This is a genomic window from Pseudomonas sp. NPDC078416, assembly GCF_050268485.1.
GTDB lineage: Bacteria > Pseudomonadota > Gammaproteobacteria > Pseudomonadales > Pseudomonadaceae > Aquipseudomonas.
This window is the reverse complement of the sequence record NZ_JBNNGV010000001.1, coordinates 645118-662274: the sequence shown is the minus strand read 5'-3', so window position 1 is coordinate 662274 and position 17157 is coordinate 645118. Positions and strand designations below refer to the sequence as shown.

General features: G+C 63.3%; 17 protein-coding genes. 10 read left to right on the top strand and 7 right to left on the bottom strand.

Annotated elements, in window-relative coordinates:
- Positions 1–16 precede the first annotated feature (16 nt).
- Together ACQKEN_RS02935 and ACQKEN_RS02930 are read left to right on the top strand one after the other, a co-directional pair.
- On the top strand, positions 17–2812 hold the full coding sequence (locus ACQKEN_RS02935) for a response regulator (protein WP_427683524.1): 2796 nt from the start codon (positions 17–19) through the stop codon (positions 2810–2812).
- A 67-nt stretch (positions 2813–2879) separates the two neighbouring features.
- Positions 2880–3476 (top strand): MarC family protein, encoded by a 597-nt coding sequence (locus ACQKEN_RS02930; RefSeq protein ID WP_065987735.1) that lies wholly within the window; start codon positions 2880–2882, stop codon positions 3474–3476.
- 9 nt (positions 3477–3485) lie between these two features.
- Here ACQKEN_RS02930 and ACQKEN_RS02925 read toward each other — a convergent pair whose 3' ends face one another.
- The 7 genes from ACQKEN_RS02925 to cobG all read right to left on the bottom strand — a co-directional run bounded on the left by ACQKEN_RS02925 (position 3486) and on the right by cobG (position 10425).
- Positions 3486–4124 carry a hypothetical protein gene (locus tag ACQKEN_RS02925; RefSeq protein ID WP_427683522.1) on the bottom strand — a complete coding sequence of 213 codons (639 nt, stop codon included), beginning with the start codon at positions 4122–4124 and terminating at the stop codon, positions 3486–3488.
- Positions 4114–4824: a hypothetical protein gene (locus ACQKEN_RS02920; RefSeq protein WP_427683521.1), complete on the bottom strand. Its 711-nt coding sequence runs from the start codon at positions 4822–4824 to the stop codon at positions 4114–4116. Before ACQKEN_RS02920 ends, ACQKEN_RS02925 begins: the two co-directional genes overlap by 11 nt.
- A gap of 48 nt (positions 4825–4872) precedes the next feature.
- On the bottom strand, positions 4873–5673 hold the full coding sequence (locus tag ACQKEN_RS02915) for a hypothetical protein (RefSeq protein WP_427683519.1): 801 nt from the start codon (positions 5671–5673) through the stop codon (positions 4873–4875).
- A gap of 340 nt (positions 5674–6013) precedes the next feature.
- Complete coding sequence (cobJ, locus tag ACQKEN_RS02910; RefSeq protein WP_427683517.1) at positions 6014–7723, bottom strand: precorrin-3B C(17)-methyltransferase; 1710 nt, start codon at positions 7721–7723, stop codon at positions 6014–6016.
- Positions 7723–8454 (bottom strand): precorrin-2 C(20)-methyltransferase, encoded by a 732-nt coding sequence (locus tag ACQKEN_RS02905; RefSeq protein WP_427683804.1) that lies wholly within the window; start codon positions 8452–8454, stop codon positions 7723–7725. Before ACQKEN_RS02905 ends, cobJ begins: the two co-directional genes overlap by 1 nt.
- Positions 8454–9080, bottom strand: coding sequence for a precorrin-8X methylmutase (locus tag ACQKEN_RS02900; protein ID WP_108119017.1), 627 nt, complete (start codon positions 9078–9080; stop codon positions 8454–8456). Before ACQKEN_RS02900 ends, ACQKEN_RS02905 begins: the two co-directional genes overlap by 1 nt.
- On the bottom strand, positions 9073–10425 hold the full coding sequence (cobG, locus tag ACQKEN_RS02895; protein ID WP_427683515.1) for a precorrin-3B synthase: 1353 nt from the start codon (positions 10423–10425) through the stop codon (positions 9073–9075). The genes ACQKEN_RS02900 and cobG overlap by 8 nt, the downstream gene beginning before the upstream one ends.
- A gap of 209 nt (positions 10426–10634) precedes the next feature.
- Between cobG and cbiE the strand changes: the two genes are divergently transcribed.
- From cbiE to ACQKEN_RS02855, 8 genes are all read left to right on the top strand, one after another.
- Entirely contained in the window at positions 10635–11837 is a 1203-nt protein-coding gene (gene cbiE / locus ACQKEN_RS02890) for a precorrin-6y C5,15-methyltransferase (decarboxylating) subunit CbiE (protein WP_427683514.1), read from the top strand.
- A complete protein-coding gene (locus tag ACQKEN_RS02885; RefSeq protein WP_427683513.1) occupies positions 11837–12934 on the top strand; it encodes a cobalt-precorrin-5B (C(1))-methyltransferase in 1098 nt (365 codons plus the stop codon). The genes cbiE and ACQKEN_RS02885 overlap by 1 nt, the downstream gene beginning before the upstream one ends.
- An 11-nt stretch (positions 12935–12945) precedes the next feature.
- The gene (locus ACQKEN_RS02880; protein ID WP_427683802.1) at positions 12946–13668 is read left to right on the top strand and encodes a cobalt-precorrin-6A reductase; all 723 of its coding nucleotides are present in this window, start codon (positions 12946–12948) and stop codon (positions 13666–13668) included.
- Positions 13669–13809: 141 nt separating this feature from the next.
- A complete protein-coding gene (locus ACQKEN_RS02875; protein ID WP_427683512.1) occupies positions 13810–14100 on the top strand; it encodes an addiction module antidote protein in 291 nt (96 codons plus the stop codon).
- Between the two features lie 97 nt (positions 14101–14197).
- Positions 14198–14614 (top strand): DUF2946 domain-containing protein, encoded by a 417-nt coding sequence (locus ACQKEN_RS02870; RefSeq protein WP_427683511.1) that lies wholly within the window; start codon positions 14198–14200, stop codon positions 14612–14614.
- A gap of 49 nt (positions 14615–14663) precedes the next feature.
- Complete coding sequence (locus ACQKEN_RS02865) at positions 14664–15140, top strand: copper chaperone PCu(A)C (RefSeq protein WP_427683510.1); 477 nt, start codon at positions 14664–14666, stop codon at positions 15138–15140.
- A gap of 25 nt (positions 15141–15165) precedes the next feature.
- On the top strand, positions 15166–15636 hold the full coding sequence (locus ACQKEN_RS02860; RefSeq protein WP_427683508.1) for a DUF2946 domain-containing protein: 471 nt from the start codon (positions 15166–15168) through the stop codon (positions 15634–15636).
- An 87-nt stretch (positions 15637–15723) separates the two neighbouring features.
- The gene (locus tag ACQKEN_RS02855) at positions 15724–17097 is read left to right on the top strand and encodes a PepSY-associated TM helix domain-containing protein (RefSeq protein WP_427683506.1); all 1374 of its coding nucleotides are present in this window, start codon (positions 15724–15726) and stop codon (positions 17095–17097) included.
- The last annotated feature ends 60 nt before the right edge of the window (positions 17098–17157 follow it).

Here is a 17157-nt window from a genome sequence, read left to right as displayed (position 1 = left end):
ACGAAGGGATTTCGCCGTGCGCTGGCTCAGGATTGCCACTCGTTTGACCGTCACGTTGCTGACCCTGCTCTGTATATCCTCGGCCAACGCCGAGGTCAGTGCAGGCTGGTCAACCCTTGTCGACGATCAGGCGAACCTGAACCTCAGCGACATTCGCTCCCCCCACTACGAGTCCCAATTCAGCCCGGTCGAACTCGACAAGGTGCGCGCGACCAACCGCGACGCAGCACTGTGGCTGCACTACCGCCTGCCCCCGACCACCCATGAACAGCTGGTGCGGATCTTCGCCCCCGACCTGGCGACGGTCGATATGTACGTGCTCGACGGCGACAGCCTGATCGATCATTCGCGCTCCGGTAACCGGGTGCCACGGGAAGCCCAACCCCTGCCGTCACTGGACTTCCTGCTGCCGGTGCCCCAGAGCGACAAGCCGCTCGACCTGTATCTGCGCCTCAAGTCCGAGCAGGAACTGCGCCCGAACATCACGCTGCAGTCAGCGGTCGCCAGTGCCGCCGACGAGCGCCGACCGCTGCTGTTCGGTCTGTTCTTCGGTTCGCTGGCCATGCTGATCGTGCAGAACCTTACGCGCTTCGCCCAGTCCCGCTCGGTCAGCAGCTTGTGGCTGGCGGCGTGCGAGGCGTTTCTGGGGTTGAGCGCGCTGTTGCTGCTCAACCTTCAGGCGCCGTGGCTGCCGCGCTGGCACCTGGAGCAGACGCCAAGCGCTCACCTCGCCCTGCTCCTCGCGGCCGCGACGGGGCTAATGTACACGTACTGTTTCTTCATTCAGCGCGGTGTCGAGATGCTCGACCGGCTGCTGATGGGCGTGCTGCTGGTGGTCGGCTTTGGCGCGTTGCTGGTGCTGTTCGTCGAAACGCTGCCGCTGAACATCATGACATTCCTGCTCGTGGCATTGACCACGGTCAGCATCACCCTGGTGTCGATCTACCACCTGCAGAAGGGTTACTCCCCTGCCCGGCCGTTCGTGATCGCCATGATCGCGTTCAACCTCGGCAATCTGGTGGTGCTGCCGGCCATGCTCTGGCTGACGAGCATTCCCGCGCAGACGCTGATCATCGGGGTGCTGGCGGTGTTTTGCCTGTGCGGCCTGCTGATGAGCATCGCCCTCAGCGAGCGTCATCGCAGCATCACAGAAGACAACTTCAGCATCAGCCGTGAACTGGCGGCGAGCACGGCAGAGATCAACGCCAAGGCCGAGTTTCTGGCGAAGATCAGCCACGAGATCCGCACCCCCATGAACGGCGTTCTGGGGATGACCGAGCTGCTGCTGGGCACGCCGCTGTCGGTCAAGCAGCGCGATTATGTGCAGACCATTCACAGCGCCGGCAACGAACTGCTCACTCTGATCAATGAAATCCTCGACATCACCAAGCTGGAGTCCGGGCAGATCGAGCTGGACGATGTGCAGTTCGATCTCAACGCGATGATCGAGGACTGCCTGAGCATCTTCCGCGCCAAGGCCGAGCAGCAAAGTGTCGAGCTGATCAGCTTCATTCAGCCCCAGGTGCCGCGCGTCATCAGCGGCGACCCGACACGCCTGCGGCAGACGTTGCTCAGCCTGCTGGAGAACGCCTTAAAGAAGACCGACGAGGGCGAGATCTTGTTGGTCGTCGCCCTCGACTCCCGCGGCGGCAAACCACGACTGCGCATCGCCGTGCAGGACAGTGGCACGCCGCTGACGCCCAAGGAACGCGACGCGCTGCTGCACGCCGAACTGCACAGCAAGAATTTCCTGGCTGCCAGTAAGGTCGGCGGTCACCTGGGGCTGGTCATCGCCCGGCAGCTGATCCTGTTGATGAACGGCGAGTTCGGTATCCAGAGCGGCACCAATCAGGGCAGCACGCTGTGGCTGAGTCTGCCCCTTGATGCCGAACGACTGGAGCAGCCGCCCGCCGATCTGGACAGCCCGCTCAAAGGCGCGCGGGTTCTGGTGGTCGACGACAACGACACCTGCCGCAAGGTGCTGGTCCAGCAATGCAGCGCCTGGGGGCTCAATGTCAGCGCCGTGCCATCGGGCAAAGAGGCGCTGGCGCTGCTGCGTACAAAAGCTCACTTGCGCGACTACTTCGACATCGTCTTGCTCGACCAGAACATGCCCGGCATGACCGGCATGCAACTGGCGGCCAAGATCAAGGAAGACCCCAGCCTGAACCACGACATTCTGTTGATCATGCTCACGGGCATCAGCAACGCGCCGAGCAAGGTTATCGCGCGCAATGCCGGGGTCAAACGCATCCTCGCCAAACCGGTCGCCGGGTACACGCTGAAGACCACGCTGGCGGACGAGCTCAATCAACGCAACAAAGGCCATGCGCCCTTCTCCGCAGTGCCCGGGCTGATCGACGACATCGACGTGCCCAGTGACTTCCGCATTCTGGTCGCCGAAGACAACAGCATTTCCACCAAGGTCATTCGCGGCATGCTCGGCAAGCTCAACCTGCAGCCGGACACCGCCAGCAATGGCGAAGAGGCGCTGCTGGCGATGAAGACCCGGCGCTATGACCTGGTCCTGATGGACTGCGAAATGCCGATCCTCGACGGGTTCTCGGCGACGCAGCAGTTCCGCGCCTGGGAAACCGGCAACCAGCGCATTCGCACCCCTGTGGTGGCGTTGACCGCGCACATTCTGGCGGAGCACAAGGATCGCGCGCGCCAGTCCGGGATGGACGGCCACATGTCCAAGCCGGTGGAGCTGTCGCAGTTACGCGAGTTGGTCGAGTACTGGGTAGAGCAACGTGCCCGGGACGACGCAAACCGCGCCACCCGTGGCGAAGACCGTTACGAGCAAAACTGACCGCCAGGTCGCCGTGACGGGCTGATAGACTTGGCGCCGTCCCAGTCCGCTGCCATGAGCTCAAACCATGCTTCACGTGCTGTTCAGCGTTTATCTGAAGATGCTGGTGCTCTATAGCCCGTTCTTCGTCCTGTCCTGTTTTATTTCCCTGAGCCGCGGTTACTCGCGCAAGGAACGCCGACGCCTGGCGTGGAAGATTGCCTTCGCGACGCTGGTTTCCAGCGTACTGCTGTACCTGTTCGGGCGGGTGATTTTCGGGGTCTTCGGCATCACCGCCGACGCTTTCAGAATCGGCGCCGGCAGTGTGCTGTTCATCTCCGCCCTGGCCATGGCCCAGGGCAAATCCGGCGTGCAGACCGACAACGTTCAGCAGGACGTTGCAATCGTGCCGCTGACCATCCCCATCACCGTCGGCCCCGGCACCATTGGCGCGCTGCTGGTCATGGGCATCAGCCAGCCGCACTGGGACGATAAACTCACCGCCATCGTCAGCATCGCGCTGGCCAGCCTGACGGTGGGCGTGATTCTTTATCTTTCCAACAGCATCGAGCGGATTCTCGGCGATCAAGGCCTGCAGATTGTCAGCCGGCTGATGGGATTGTTCGTTTGCGCCCTGGCAGCACAGATCATTTTCACCGGCATCAAGGGCTATCTGCTGACCTGACGACGCACGCTACAGCTCGGCAATGGCCTTTTTCGCGGCGTCGGTCAGGTCGCGACTGATCTTCTCCCGGTGCGGCGCATAGCTCTGTTCGGTGAGTGAAAATGACGCACCGTTGGTACGCACGATCATGTCGCCGGACAGCGTGTCCCAGAACAACAGCCCCGGTTTCACCGAACGCGTGGTCATCTGCAGTCCGCACACCAGCACATCCACCGCCCCGGTAACGCTCGCCCTGCACGGCACCACCTGGAAGCTCTCGGACTGACCCGAGGAAAACCAGGAACTGAAGAACGTATTGGCATGTTCGCTGCCCATTAACGCCTGCAGGGACCCCGCCATCAATGCGTGCAGCTCCGGCGACGTTGCTCTGCCGAAAGCGCTGGCGGGGAGATAACGCAAATCCCGCAAACGCCTGATCGTGACCATCCCGGGATCAATGCTGCCGGTCAGCCTGCCGCCTTTTTGGTGGATGACGTGCTGGTACTTTTCTATCCAGGGCTTCCAGCTGCGGTGCCGATCGTACCTCTGGTCTGCGGATAACTGCGCGTAGAGCAAACAGTCGAGGATGTCGGCGCGCAGCTGCGCGGAAATGCCGGGCGCAAACGATACAAAATTTCGGCCCTGTAGCACGCTCTCGTCAGTGGACATCACCCGCCTCCTTCAGCGCACAGACCAGCACTGATCGTCGATCTTCCAGCGCCTGGCTGATTTTGGACCGCAACGGCGAGTACACCAGGTCCATCAGCCGCAGCGAGTAGAACCTCAGCTCGACATTGCTGATGATATTCGCCGGTTGCAGGGGTTCGAACAGAAAGTCGTGTTTCAGCAACGAACCGTGGGTGAAGGTCATGAGGACCATCGACAGCTCGCCGTTGGCGTCAAGGAACCCCAGTTGCAGCACCACATTCTGGCCGTCTTGCGCTTCGCGCGGAATTCCGACGGTAACCGGCTCGAGCGCCTCACTTGCAAAGCGCTCGATGGCAGGCTGATCCGGGTAACTCAACAACGACTGCCAGGCGCTGGACTCTGCCGCAAATACCAGGTCAGCCGGGATGAAAGCCGGCAGGGTCTTCTTGAGCCATGCCCAGACTGAGCCGGGCCCTAACTCAGCGGAGGGACAAGCTAATGTCTCGTGGGTTTTCAGCGCCCAGCCGAAGCGGTTGAACGCTGCCAGCCAGGTGTCGTTCCAGGCCGAAGTGGCCGTGAAGCGAGGGTGTTTTTTTGTTGCCGCCAGCTGCATGTACAGAACGCAGTCGGCAGCGTCGCTTTTGCGCTGTGCCGAGCAGCCGCTGTGCGTGAACAACACGCAGCCGGCGCTGACTTGCGCTTCGATCATTCCCTGATGCATGGCACATCTCCATGGGAGAGGAGGCGACGCGCGCCCCCTCTCTAGCGTTCAGATGTCGAATTCATCGATCGCCGATTCAGCGCTTTTGCTCAGGCGCTGCTGGATCCGTTTGCGCACCGATGCGTAAATCCGCGAGTTCAGCACCAAGTGGTCCTCGCCGCGGAAAGTCTCGACGTCGGTACTGTTCCATTCCCAGAACAGCACGTTGTTGACGGCCGAATCGGCGGAGAAGTTGACCGCGCCCATGGCCAGATTGACCGTGCCGTCGGCGGACTCCATGCAGGCGCCGATGCGGAAGTTCGCGCCTTTATGGGTCTTGGTCTGACGCTCGAACATGCGCAGCGGCTTGTCCTTGGCCTTCAGCGCTTCAACGGCGTCAGCGGCGACTTTCAGCATGGCGAGAGAGGCAGGTCCGGGCAGCGCGGCGGCCGCAATGGCGGAACCGAGAATTTCCAGCCCGGCCTGCTCCATGCTGAAGCGTTGATGGCTAGAGCGATAACGGGAGTAGCTCCAGTTGGTCGAAATCCATCCCATCGTCGCCAGCGCCTGGTTGAACCTGCCGTACCAATCCTGACTCCGGGTCTCCGGATTGAAATCTTTGTTGGCGGCCAGCGTGGCGAAGAGGAGAGAGTCCATGACGTCTTCTTTGTTCTGCCGCGACACGCCTTCAGCGAAGGCCAGCAGGTTGCCGCCGGCGACTGCGGCCTGGCTCGGTTGCTCCAGCAGGCGCGGCACAGAGGCGTTCATAGCCGATACGTGCTCGATCATTGAGTGGCTGCAGTCGGCCAGCTGGCAGTTGTCGATGAATGCACTGCGCTCGGCGATAGTCATGCTTGTTTCATGCTTCATTCGTTAATCCTTTAACTGAGGGGTTGAGTCCGTCGTGGACACCTCCGAGATTAACGAACATTTGGAAGTGTGCCACCCGAGGGGCTGGACACCTCGGGGCCACGTTTGAGCAAGCATTCCTACAGAACGGCAGCGCACTCCCCGGAACGGGGGAGACGCAAACTTGAGGGAAAGCAGTGGGTTGCGAGAACCGCCGCCCATGACAACGGAAGTAGACGACAGCTGGTGTCGGCCGCCACCTGACGTTTTCCGCCGGGCAATGACCCGGTGTCGCCGTCTACTCGCAGACACGGCTGCGTCACCTATAAGACCGATCCCACAGCGCAAACCGCAGAGTCGCTCACGCCGGCTTGGCGCCATACCAGCGCGGTGTGTAGACCCACGACTGCCCATTGGCGCGCGGGAACACGCAGGTCAACGACGACCCCACCAACACCATGGTGCGCATGTCGACGTGCTCCGGCGTCAGCTCGCCGAGGGTAAGGACCCGCAACGTCTGCGCGGGCCGACCCACATCCCGCCCCAGGGTCACCGGGGTTTCCGCGCCGCGATGCTGCCGTACGATTTCCAGCGCGCGCCCCAACTGCCAGGGCCGGGAGCGCGAAATCGGGTTGTAGAACGCCAGGGCCAGATCGGCCTGACAGGCGAGATCGAGGCGCTTCTCGATGATCTCCCAGGGCTTGAGGTTGTCCGACAGGGACATCACGCAGAAGTCGTGACCCAACGGCGCCCCCGCCAGCGCCGCGGTTGCCAGCGACGCCGACACGCCCGGCAGTATGTGCAAGTCCACCCGGTGCCAGTCGGGGTTGTCCGACTCATGCAGCGCTTCCAGCACCGCAGCGGCCATGGCAAAAACGCCGGGATCACCCGAGGAAACCACCACCACCGAGCGCCCTTCAGTGGCCAGCTCGAACGCATGGCGGGCGCGCAGCATTTCTTCACGGTTGTCGGTGCAGTGCAGCACTTGGTCGGCGCGGAAAGGCCCGGCCATGCGCACGTAAGTTTCATAGCCGAGTACATCGTTGGCGCGCGCCAGCTCGGCTTTTACGGCGGGGATCATGAAGTCGGTTGCGCCCGGGCCGAGGCCGATGACTGCCAGCCGCCCACGTCCACAGCCGATCTGTGGAACATCCAAAGGCTGTGGCGCGACAGCGATGGCAACGCCCGCCGCTGGCGTCAGCGGTGGCAACAGTTGCGGCAATACCTGCTGGGTCATTTCGGCGGGCGTACCGGCGGCGGTAAAACGCAACGGTACGCTCAGCGCTTCGGCTGCAGCGTGCAGCGCAGGATTGGCCATCTCGGCTTTGCTGGCCAGTAAACAGCCCAGCGCCTGCACGGCAATGCGCGAGTCGTGGAGCGCGTTTTTTACCGCCTCGGCGGGATCAGGCAGATCTCCGCTTAGCGCTACCAGCACATTGCGCGGATAGATCAGCAGCTCGTGATCGCTGGGCTCGCGCTCGGCGTAACCGACGTGAATCGCCAACTGCGCCTGATCATCTTCAGGCAACTGCGCCTGAGCCAACCACGGCGCCGCGCCCTCGACGCGCACGCTTTCACCCGACAGCAAGTCGCTGACGAAGCGCTTGCCCAGCTCTAGATCGCCCAGTGCATAGCCGGCGGGAGGATTAAGCAGGCAGGTGCCGAATCGCAGCTCACCGCTGGTGGTGATGGCCGCTGCGGTGTTCAGCGCGGCCGCGATTTCCCGGGCCATGACGTTGACGCCGCCCAGTCCGCCCAGCAGCGGCACGACTGCGCTGCCATCTTCAGCGACAGCCAGGACCGGCGGCTCCACGCCCTTCTCCAGCAACACCGGCGCCAGCGTGCGGATGACGATACCCGCTGCGCACAGCGCGATGATCGGCGTGTCTTGCTGATACAGCCGGCGCAGCGTCGCACCAAATTCCGAATAGCTGCGGTCGACGTCATCGACACGTTCGGCCAGCCCGTAAATCAGCGCTTGGGGGTACCGCTGCTGAATGCGTCGCGCCGTCGTCAGCGCGCCTTTGCCGAGAATGACAATCGCCGGGGCCTTGATGTTGGTTGTGCCCATCAGCCTTGCCACCGTTCGCCGGGGACAATGATCAGCGAGAAATACGGCGACGACATCGGGTCGACCTCGGCCAGCGGCACGATCTTCTGGTTGGCCATGGTCGCGCGCTCGACGTACAGCGCACGCTCTGCCAGACCGGTTTCCACCAGCACCTGACGCACTTTCGGGAGGTTGCGCCCCAGCTTCATGATCACCGCAGCGTCGGCGTCTTCAAGCTTGCGCTTGAGTTCCTCGGCGGACAACACGCCGGACAGCACCGACAGGCTCTGATTGCGGTACACCAGCGGCGCACCCAATACCGAAGCGCCGCCGAGCATCGAACAGACGCCGGGAATCACTTCGGCTTCGTAGCGATCGGCCAGACGATCGTGGAGGTACATGTAGGACCCATAGAACATCGGGTCGCCTTCGCAGATCACCGCCACATCGCGTCCCGCGTCCAGGTGCGCCGCCACATCGGCGCTGCTGCGGTCGTAGAAATCGCTGATCACTTGCTCGTAAGACAGGTGAACGGGCAAAGCCTCCGTGGTCACCGGGTACACCAGCGGCATCAGGGTTTGAGCCTGCTGCAAATGGCCTTCAATGATGCCGAACGCGTTGCCCTTCTTGCCCTTGGCGACGAAGTACGCGACCACCGGCGACTCGCGCAGCAGGCGCAGCGCCTTGACGGTAATGAGTTCCGGATCACCCGGCCCCACGCCCAGGCCAATCAGTCGACCGCGTGGTGCCATCATTCGATCTCCGTGGCGAGTGAGTTGACCGCCGCCGCCGCCATGGCGCTGCCGCCGCGACGGCCCTGCATGATCACGTAAGGCACGCCGCGACTGTCGGCAGCGAGCATGTCCTTGGATTCAGCGGCGCCGACAAAGCCCACCGGGAAACCCAGGATCAGCGCGGGTTTCGGCGCACCGGCGTCGAGCATTTCCAGCAGATAGAACAGCGCGGTGGGCGCGTTGCCGATCACCACGACCGCCCCTTCCAGATGCGGGCGCCACAGCTCCAGCGCTGCGGCCGAGCGGGTGTTGCCCAGCTCCCGCGCCATCTCGGGCACACGCTCGTTCTTCAGGGTGCAGATCACCTGATTATTGGCGGGCAGGCGCGTGCGCGTAACCCCTTCGGCGACCATGTGCGCGTCACACAGGATCGGTGCACCGGCCGCCAGCGCGCGGCGACCTGCCGTGCCCGCGCCCGGCGAAAAGCGCAGGCCCTCGACCGCATCGACCATGCCGCAGGCATGAATCACCCGTACGGCGAGTTTTTCCAGGTCGGCCGGGATGGAATCGAGCCGGGCTTCGGCACGAATGATCGCGAAGGAGTTGCGGTAGATCTCCTGGCCGTCGCGGATGTAATCAATCATCGGTGTTGCTCCGTGAGTCGGCGTTCAGTAACGCGCTGACTGCTTCAATAGTGAGGTCACGTGCATGCAGATCGCCGAATCCGGACATTTCTGCATGACGAAAATAAAGGTCGTAACGACCGGGCGACGCTGCCAGCAAGGTCACCGGCATCATGTGCGCAGCAGCGCACGAACGCGTGCAGCCGGTCAGGTGCACCGCGCGACTGATGGCGTTTTCTTGCAACAGTGCGGCCAGAAGCAGCCCGTCGGCCTTGGTGTCGGCCAGCCCTTTAGCGCAGGCTGCGGAGCCGGTGCAAGCGACAATCTTCGACAGGGATTGAGCGGCATCGACGAGCAAGCCCGCCTGCCCCAGGCCCTCCATCACGACCGCCGACTTGTCTGCCGGGACATTGCGCAGCATCACGCTTTGCCACGGGGTCATGCACAGCTGGCCGTCGCCAAACGCAGTCGCCAATCGGCCGGCTTCACGCAACATGGACGGCCGCAAACGCCCCAACGGCACGCCCGCGCCCACGGCCACGACGCCGGCCGTTGCCTGGGAGTACGTGCCGATATGCGCAAAAGACCGGATCGGCTCGCGCCGCCACTCGGTTACTTTTTGATCAACCACGAATGGCTGCGGCAAACGCGCGGCGACGTGTTCGAGGAATCGGGCGACGGGCATATCTTTCAACAGATCACGCATGCGCGTCTGTTCGGGGCGAGCGAGATCCAGAAAGGTTTCCAGCACCGCAACGACCAGCGCGTGCGCCGCTTCCGGCGCAATGGCTGCCACTGGCGAATCACTGGCCGGACAACCTGCCAGCCCGAATCCGAGCAGCGTCCGGCCATCGACCTGCACTGCAGACAGCCAGAGATCATGGGGATGCTCAAGCATCGCCAGTCCCTCGCCACCGTCCAAGGACAGCGCGAATTTGGGCGACAGCTCATGGAAACGCGGGTGGTGCTCGAGGGAATGCAGAATCTGCCCGGCCAGCGGACGCACGTCGAGCAGCTGCTGCGGATCGAGTCCTGCGGTCGGGCTGAGCATCAGGTTGCGTACGTCGTCGCTGGCCGGGTTGCTTGGCCCCAGTCCGGCGCCAAGCAGGCTGGCAATCAGCCCGTCATGGTCAGCACCAATGCCACGAATCTGCAGATTGCCGCGATTGGTCGCCTCGATCACGCCGCCGGCGAACCGCTCGGCGGCGTCTGCCACCGCCAACGCCTGTTCCGCTGAAAGCACCCCGCCCGGCAGCTTGATCCGGCAGATGCCACCGTCCAGCGCCGGGACGATACGCAGCAACCCCGGACAAGCCGAGGGGCGTATGGGCGTAGCGGATGGGCGAGCGGACAACGGCTCGGTCAATGGATCACCTGGTGCGAACGGCGCGGACGCGTAGAGAAACGAAAAGTTACAGGGGCCGTATTATGCCTGCTTTGGCCGTCGCCATGAAAAGACGCTCTGTCGGATTCACAAAGCCATACGAACCGGGCCCGCCGGCGCGGTATCATGCCGGCCACTTTCACAGGCCGAGCGGGCGGGCCTGTTGCACGCAATCGGGTTGAGGGCAATTCATGTCACCGTGGCTGACAGTCGTGGGAATCGGTGAGGACGGCTATAAAGGTCTGGGCCGAAACGCTCGGCACGCGCTGCTGCAGGCGCGGCAGGTGTTCGGCGGCGCGCGGCAGCTGGCATTGCTGCCGCCGTGCATTCAGGCCGAGCAGCGCCCATGGCCGAGCCCGTTTTCCCTGAGCCCGGTGCTGGAGCAACGCGGCGCCCCGGTCTGCGTACTCGCCAGCGGCGACCCTATGTTGTTCGGCGTCGGCGCGAGCCTGTCGAAACACGTCCCCTTCGATGAGATGCGGGTGATTCCCGCGCCGTCTTCCTATTCGCTGGCGGCGGCCCGTCTGGGCTGGGCGTTGCAAGACGTGGTCACGCTGTCGGTCGTCGCCCGTCCGGTTGCTGCATTGAACGCCCAGCTGCAACACGGCCTGCGCCTGCTGGTGCTGAGCAATGACGGTTCCAGCCCGGCGGCCATCGCGGCACAGCTCCGCGAACGCGGGTTTGGCCCGAGCCGCATGATCGTCCTCGAACACTTGGGCGGCAGCGCCGAGCGACAGATCGAAGGCACCGCCGGCGAGTGGAATGCCACGGGCATCGCGGCGCTGAACCTGGTCGCCATCGAATGCCGCGCACAGCCCGATGCGCTGCGCCTCTCGCCACTGGGCGGTCTGCCTGACGAGGCGTTCCGGCATGACGGTCAGCTGACCAAGCGCGACGTGCGCGCGATTACGCTGGCCCGTCTCGCGCCCGTTCCCGGTGAATTGCTGTGGGACGTGGGCGCAGGCTGCGGCTCAATCGGCATCGAGTGGATGCGCGCGCACCCGACCTGCCGCGCCATCGCGGTCGAGGCCGATGAGGGCCGGCAGCACTTGATCGAATTCAACCGCGATGCGCTGGGCGTGCCCGGCCTTCAGCTGATTCGCGGCCGTGCGCCGGATGCGCTTGAGGGCCTTGAGCAACCTGACGCGATCTTCATCGGCGGCGGCGTCACCCGCGAAGGTGTGCTGCGCGCCTGCTGGCAGAACCTGAGGCCCGGAGGGCGACTGGTCGCCAATGCCGTCACGCTGCAAAGCGAAGCGATGCTGGTGAACTGGCGCGAGCAATACGGCGGAGAACTGACCCGTATTCACTTGGCCCATGCCAAGCCGCTGGGCGAGTTCGACACCTGGCGTCAGGCGCTGCCGATTACCCTGCTCGAAGCGATCAAACCCTGATGCGCGACGAAACCGCCGAACAGCCCGCGCCGTTGCGCAGCGGCTTGACCACTGGCAGCTGCGCCACGGCGACGTCCCTTGCCGCCGCGCGCCTGCTGCTGGCCGGCGAAACCAACGATGCAATAGAAATCACGCTGCCCAAAGGCAAGTGCGTGCAGATGCGCCTGGAATTCTGCCGCCTGACTGCAAACGGCGCCGAAGCCGGCACGCTCAAGGATGCCGGGGATGACCCCGACGTTACCCACGGCGCGCTGGTGTCTGCACAGGTCAGGCTGATCGCTGAGCCGGGCGTACGTTTTGTTGCGGGCGAAGGCGTCGGCACCGTCACCCGCCCGGGTCTGGTGTTGGGTGTCGGCGAGCCGGCGATCAATCCGGTGCCGCGCAGGATGATGGCCGAACACCTCATGCAACTGGCCCGGGAGGTCGGCTATGGCGGCGGGTTTGAAGTGACGGTCTGCGTCGAAAACGGCAGCGCGCTGGCATTGAAAACCATGAACCCGAGGCTGGGGATTCTCGGCGGGCTGTCGATTCTGGGCACCAGCGGCATCGTCCGGCCCTTTTCCTGCGCAGCGTACATCGCGTCGATCCACCAGGGCATCGATGTTGCGCGCACCAACGGTTACCAGCACATCGCCGCCTGCACCGGCAACGCCAGTGAAGACACGATGCGTCGTGTGTATCAGATCCCCGATATTGCGCTGATCGAGATGGGGGATTTTGTGGGCGCTGTGCTCAAGCACCTGCGTAAAACCCCGGTGGAGCGGCTCAGTGTCTGCGGCGGTTTCGGCAAGATCAGCAAGCTGGCGGCCGGCCACATGGACCTGCACAGCCGCCACTCCAGTATCGATCTGGACCAACTTGCGCGATGGGCGGCCGATGTGGGCGCTGACGCTACGCTGCAGCAAAGCATTCGCGAGGCCAACACCAGTCAGCAAGCGCTGGCCATGGCCTCCGCCGTCGGCATCGCGCTAGGTGATGCAGTCTGTCAGCACGCGCTGAATTTCGCCCAAAGTGTGGTGCCGGCGCAGGTTCAGGTGGAGGTTTTTGCCATCGACCGACAGGGCGGGATCGTCGGCCACGCGGGAGGTTTTGTTTGAAACCACACACCATGAAACGCGTGCTGCTGCTCGGCGGCGTGACCGACGCACTGGCGATCGCTCGCACGCTGGGGCCTCAGCACGTTTACAGCCTGGCGGGCGTGGGTCGCGTGCCCACCGACTTGCGCTGCGAAGTCCGTGTGGGCGGGTTCGGCGGCGCTGAAGGGTTAGCAAACTTCGTACAGCAAACGGGCATCGATCTGATCCTGGACGCGACGCACCCTTATGCTGCGCAGATGAGCCAGAACGCTGTCACGGCGTCAAAGCTGACCGGTGTTCCCTGCTGGGCATTGCGTCGACCGGCGTGGCAGGCGGGTCCGGACGATGACTGGCGCGAAGTCGCGGACTGGGCAGAATTAATCGCCGCCCTCGCCCCCTTTCGACGCCCCCTGTTCACCTTGGGCCGCGAACCTTTGCAGCATCTGCACGAGATTCCTGTCCATCAGTTCTGGACGCTGCGGGCTCTGGACGTCTATCCCGGCAACGAACGCTGCGAAGTGATCGGCGCGCGCGGCCCTTTCCGGCTGGAGGATGAACGCGAGCTGTTCGAGAGTCGCAACATCGACGTCCTTATCAGCAAGAACAGCGGCGGCACAGCGACCGAGCCGAAGCTGGAAGTGGCGAGGGAGCGCGGGGTGCCGGTGCTGGTGTTGAAGCGGCCGGTGCTGCCGGAGGTGGATCGGGCCTTCTGGAGTGTGGGTGAGGTGCTGGAGGCGTTGCAGGGCGGTGGCTGACGCAGGTCTGAAATGCCAAAAAATCGTCCGGGGTTGCGGATCGGTCCGACTTCACCGTCTGACTTGACTGACATCGGAAATGTGCTCTCCGGTATACCTTCCCGTGTGTTTTGCGGAACGCCTCAGGGCGAGGGAACAATGATGAAAGAAGAGTTCAAACCGTTCGACGCAGCGGAATATTTGGAGACGGTTGAAGACATGGCAGGCTATCTAGATGCCTGTCTCGATGAGGACACCGGTGACGGCATGCTAGTCCGACGGGCCCTGAAAGACATTGCGCGCGCATATGGGATGACGCAGATTGCACGCGACACGGGTTTAGGCCGCGAAAGTCTATACAAGGCATTAGGCAGAGGCGGCAACCCCGAATTCGCCACCATCATGAAGGTCATCAAAGCCCTTGGCCTGAAACTCCACGCCTCCACCGCCTGAACCCCTGCTGAACCCCTGCTGAACCAAACCCGCCCCGCGACGTAACGTCGCGGGCGGGCTTTTTACATCTGGCGGCCGATCAGGCTAAATGGCCGACATGAAAAAACAACAAGATCAAATCATCACGCAGAAGCGACGCAGGGCGTTTGCCTGGGTGGCCTGTTTTGCGTTGTTGTTCGGCGTGCTGGCGATGCCGATGACGCCGACCATGCCGCGCCCCGAGGGTGAGCGGCTGGTGTGGGGAAGCGGCTGCACCGGCACTGCGTCACGACTGGCCATGACGCCCGTTGAAGTCATCGACAGACAAACGCCCCACCATCCCGACATCGCGTTCATGCAGCACTGCGCCTGCTGCACAAACGCCATGCCACTGGTTGCAGTGCCGACCAGCATCGGTTTTGGCTTGTTCGCCCTTGTCGAACCGGTGCGTTTCCCTGTCGCGGTACTGGTGCTCCGCGCGCCGCCCCGTCAGCACTGGCCTGAACGCAATCCCCACGCATCACCCCGGGTCTGATTTACAGATCGTGCCGTGGCCTACCTGAATGAACCGGAGACCTGCGTTGATGCTGAACAAAATCCTCCTGCTGATTGCCCTTGCGCTGCCAGCGGGTTTCGTTGAAGCCCAGGATTACACCAAGGGCCAACTGAGCGTCGCGCAGCCATGGTCCATGGCACTGCCGCCCAACGCGCCCACCGTCGCTGCCTATTTTGTGATCAGCAATAGCGGCGCTGACGCCGACAGACTGGAAGCGGTCGACAGCCCCATCGCCGGTGCCGCCCAGTTGCATGAGCACATCAGCAAGGACGGCCTGATGAAAATGCAGCACGTCGAGACGGTGGCCATCCCTGCCGGCGGCACCGTGACCTTCGCGCCCATGGCCTATCACGTGATGCTGCTGGATCTGAAAGACCGTGCCCGACTCATCGACGGGCAGAGCTTCCCCCTCACCCTGCACTTTAAGAAAGCCGGCGACCTGACCGTTGAGGTGATGGTATTGAAACAGCCACCCGACGCTGCCGCCCCGGCCCACGCCCACTGACCCGCCGAATTCCGACGCCACCCCCTTGAACCGTCCGCCCGCGAATCGCACCCGATCAGCCCACGCCCCTCGTCACTCGCAGGGCGCCTGGCTGAGCCTGTTCGCCATGCTGATGATTTTCATCGGCCCGCTGATTTCGCAATCCATGCCGATGGAGCATCACAGCGGCATGGCAATGCCTGCGCCGACATCCATGTCGATGTCGATGCACGGCGAAATGGACATGTCGGCGTCGATGGACATGGGCGCGGGCGAACACAGCGGCCACGCCAAGGCAGAACTGGACGCCGGCGCCGATCACGTCATCTGGGCCAAGTGCGGGTATTGCACGCTGCTATTCAGTTGCCCGGCGCTGACCAAAACCGTCGCCGTCCTGGCTCCCGTCCCGCCCAGACCCGCCGACTTCTACAACGAGGCCACGCAACTCGGCCACGCTCAGCGCAACGTCTTCCCCAACGCCCGCAGTCGCGCCCCGCCTCTCTCGTCAGTCGCCTGAACACCACAATTTGACTCGTACCCGCTGACGGCTCCTCCGGCCGTCAGCGCGTTGCGCCGTGTTTTTCCCTGACGGGAGCGTTGCACCATGTCCAAACCGAATGTGTCTTTCTACAACCTGGCGTGGCGATGGCATTTCTATGCCGGCCTGTTCGTCGCGCCCTTCATGATCCTGCTGGCAGTCACCGGGATTATTTATCTGTTCAAGCCGCAACTCGACGCGCTGATGTACAGCGACTTGCTGACGGTCACACCCGCACACCACGCACTCAGTGCCGATGACCTGCAAAAGCGCGTGCTGACGGCTTATCCACAGGCGCAGGTGAGCAAATACCTGCCGCCGCTGAATGCCGTGGGCAGCGCGCAGTTCGTGGTCAAGAACGACGGCCGCGACGTGAACGTGTTCATCGATCCGTACAGCGGCACGGTGCTCGGCAGCCAGGACGCGAAGCAAAACCTGCAAGCCATCGCGCGCGAGCTGCATGGCGAACTGATGATTGGCACCGTCGGTGATCGGCTGGTGGAACTGGCCGCTGGCTGGGGCATCGTGCTGGTGGTTTCCGGCGTGTATCTGTGGTGGCCGCGAGGGCGTTCGCCGGCCGGCGTACTCTGGCCGCGCATCAGCGCGCGAGGCCGCATTCTCTGGCGCGACCTGCACGCGGTGACCGGGTTCTGGGGTTCGGTGGCGCTGCTGTTCATGTTACTGAGCGGCATGACCTGGACCGGCATGTGGGGAAAAATGTACGCCGACGTGTGGAACACCTTTCCGGCGGCCATGTGGAATGACGTACCCAAGTCGGACAAACAGGCCGGCACTCTCAACAGCGCCAGCGTGCAAACCGTACCGTGGGCCATGGAAAACACGCCGATGCCGGTGTCATCCGGGGATCATGCCGAGCACATGAGTCACGCGCACATGTCCAGCGCTCCCGCAGCGCCGGGCATCTCCCTGCAGCAAGTGGTCGACATCGCCAAGGCGCGAAACATCGAGCCGGGCTACAGCGTTACCCCACCGAAAACCGCCGACGGCGTGTTCACCGTTTCCGTGTTCGCCGACGACCCGCGCAATGACGCCACGCTGCATGTCGATCAGTACAGCGGCAAGGTACTGGCGGACGTGCGGTACAGCGACTACAGCACCGTGTCCAAAGCCACCGAACTGGGCGTGATGCTGCACGAAGGCAAGATGTATGGATGGGTAAACCAGCTGCTGATTCTGTTCATCTGCCTGATGGTGCTGCTGAGTTCGGTGAGCGGCATCGTGATCTGGTGGAAGCGTCGCCCGCATAACGGATTCGGTGTTCCGCCGTTGCGCCATGACCTGCCGCGCTGGAAAACCGCTACTGCGGTGATGATCGTACTGGGTGTGGCGTTCCCGCTGGTGGGGGTTTCGATGCTGGCGGTGTGGCTGCTCGATCGAATAGTGCGTTCGCGCTTTGCCAAAACGGCGGCAACAGCTTAGATTGCGTCTCGCGGGGCCTGGAACCTTTTTTGGGTGGTTTAGTGATGAATTCCTCCTCAT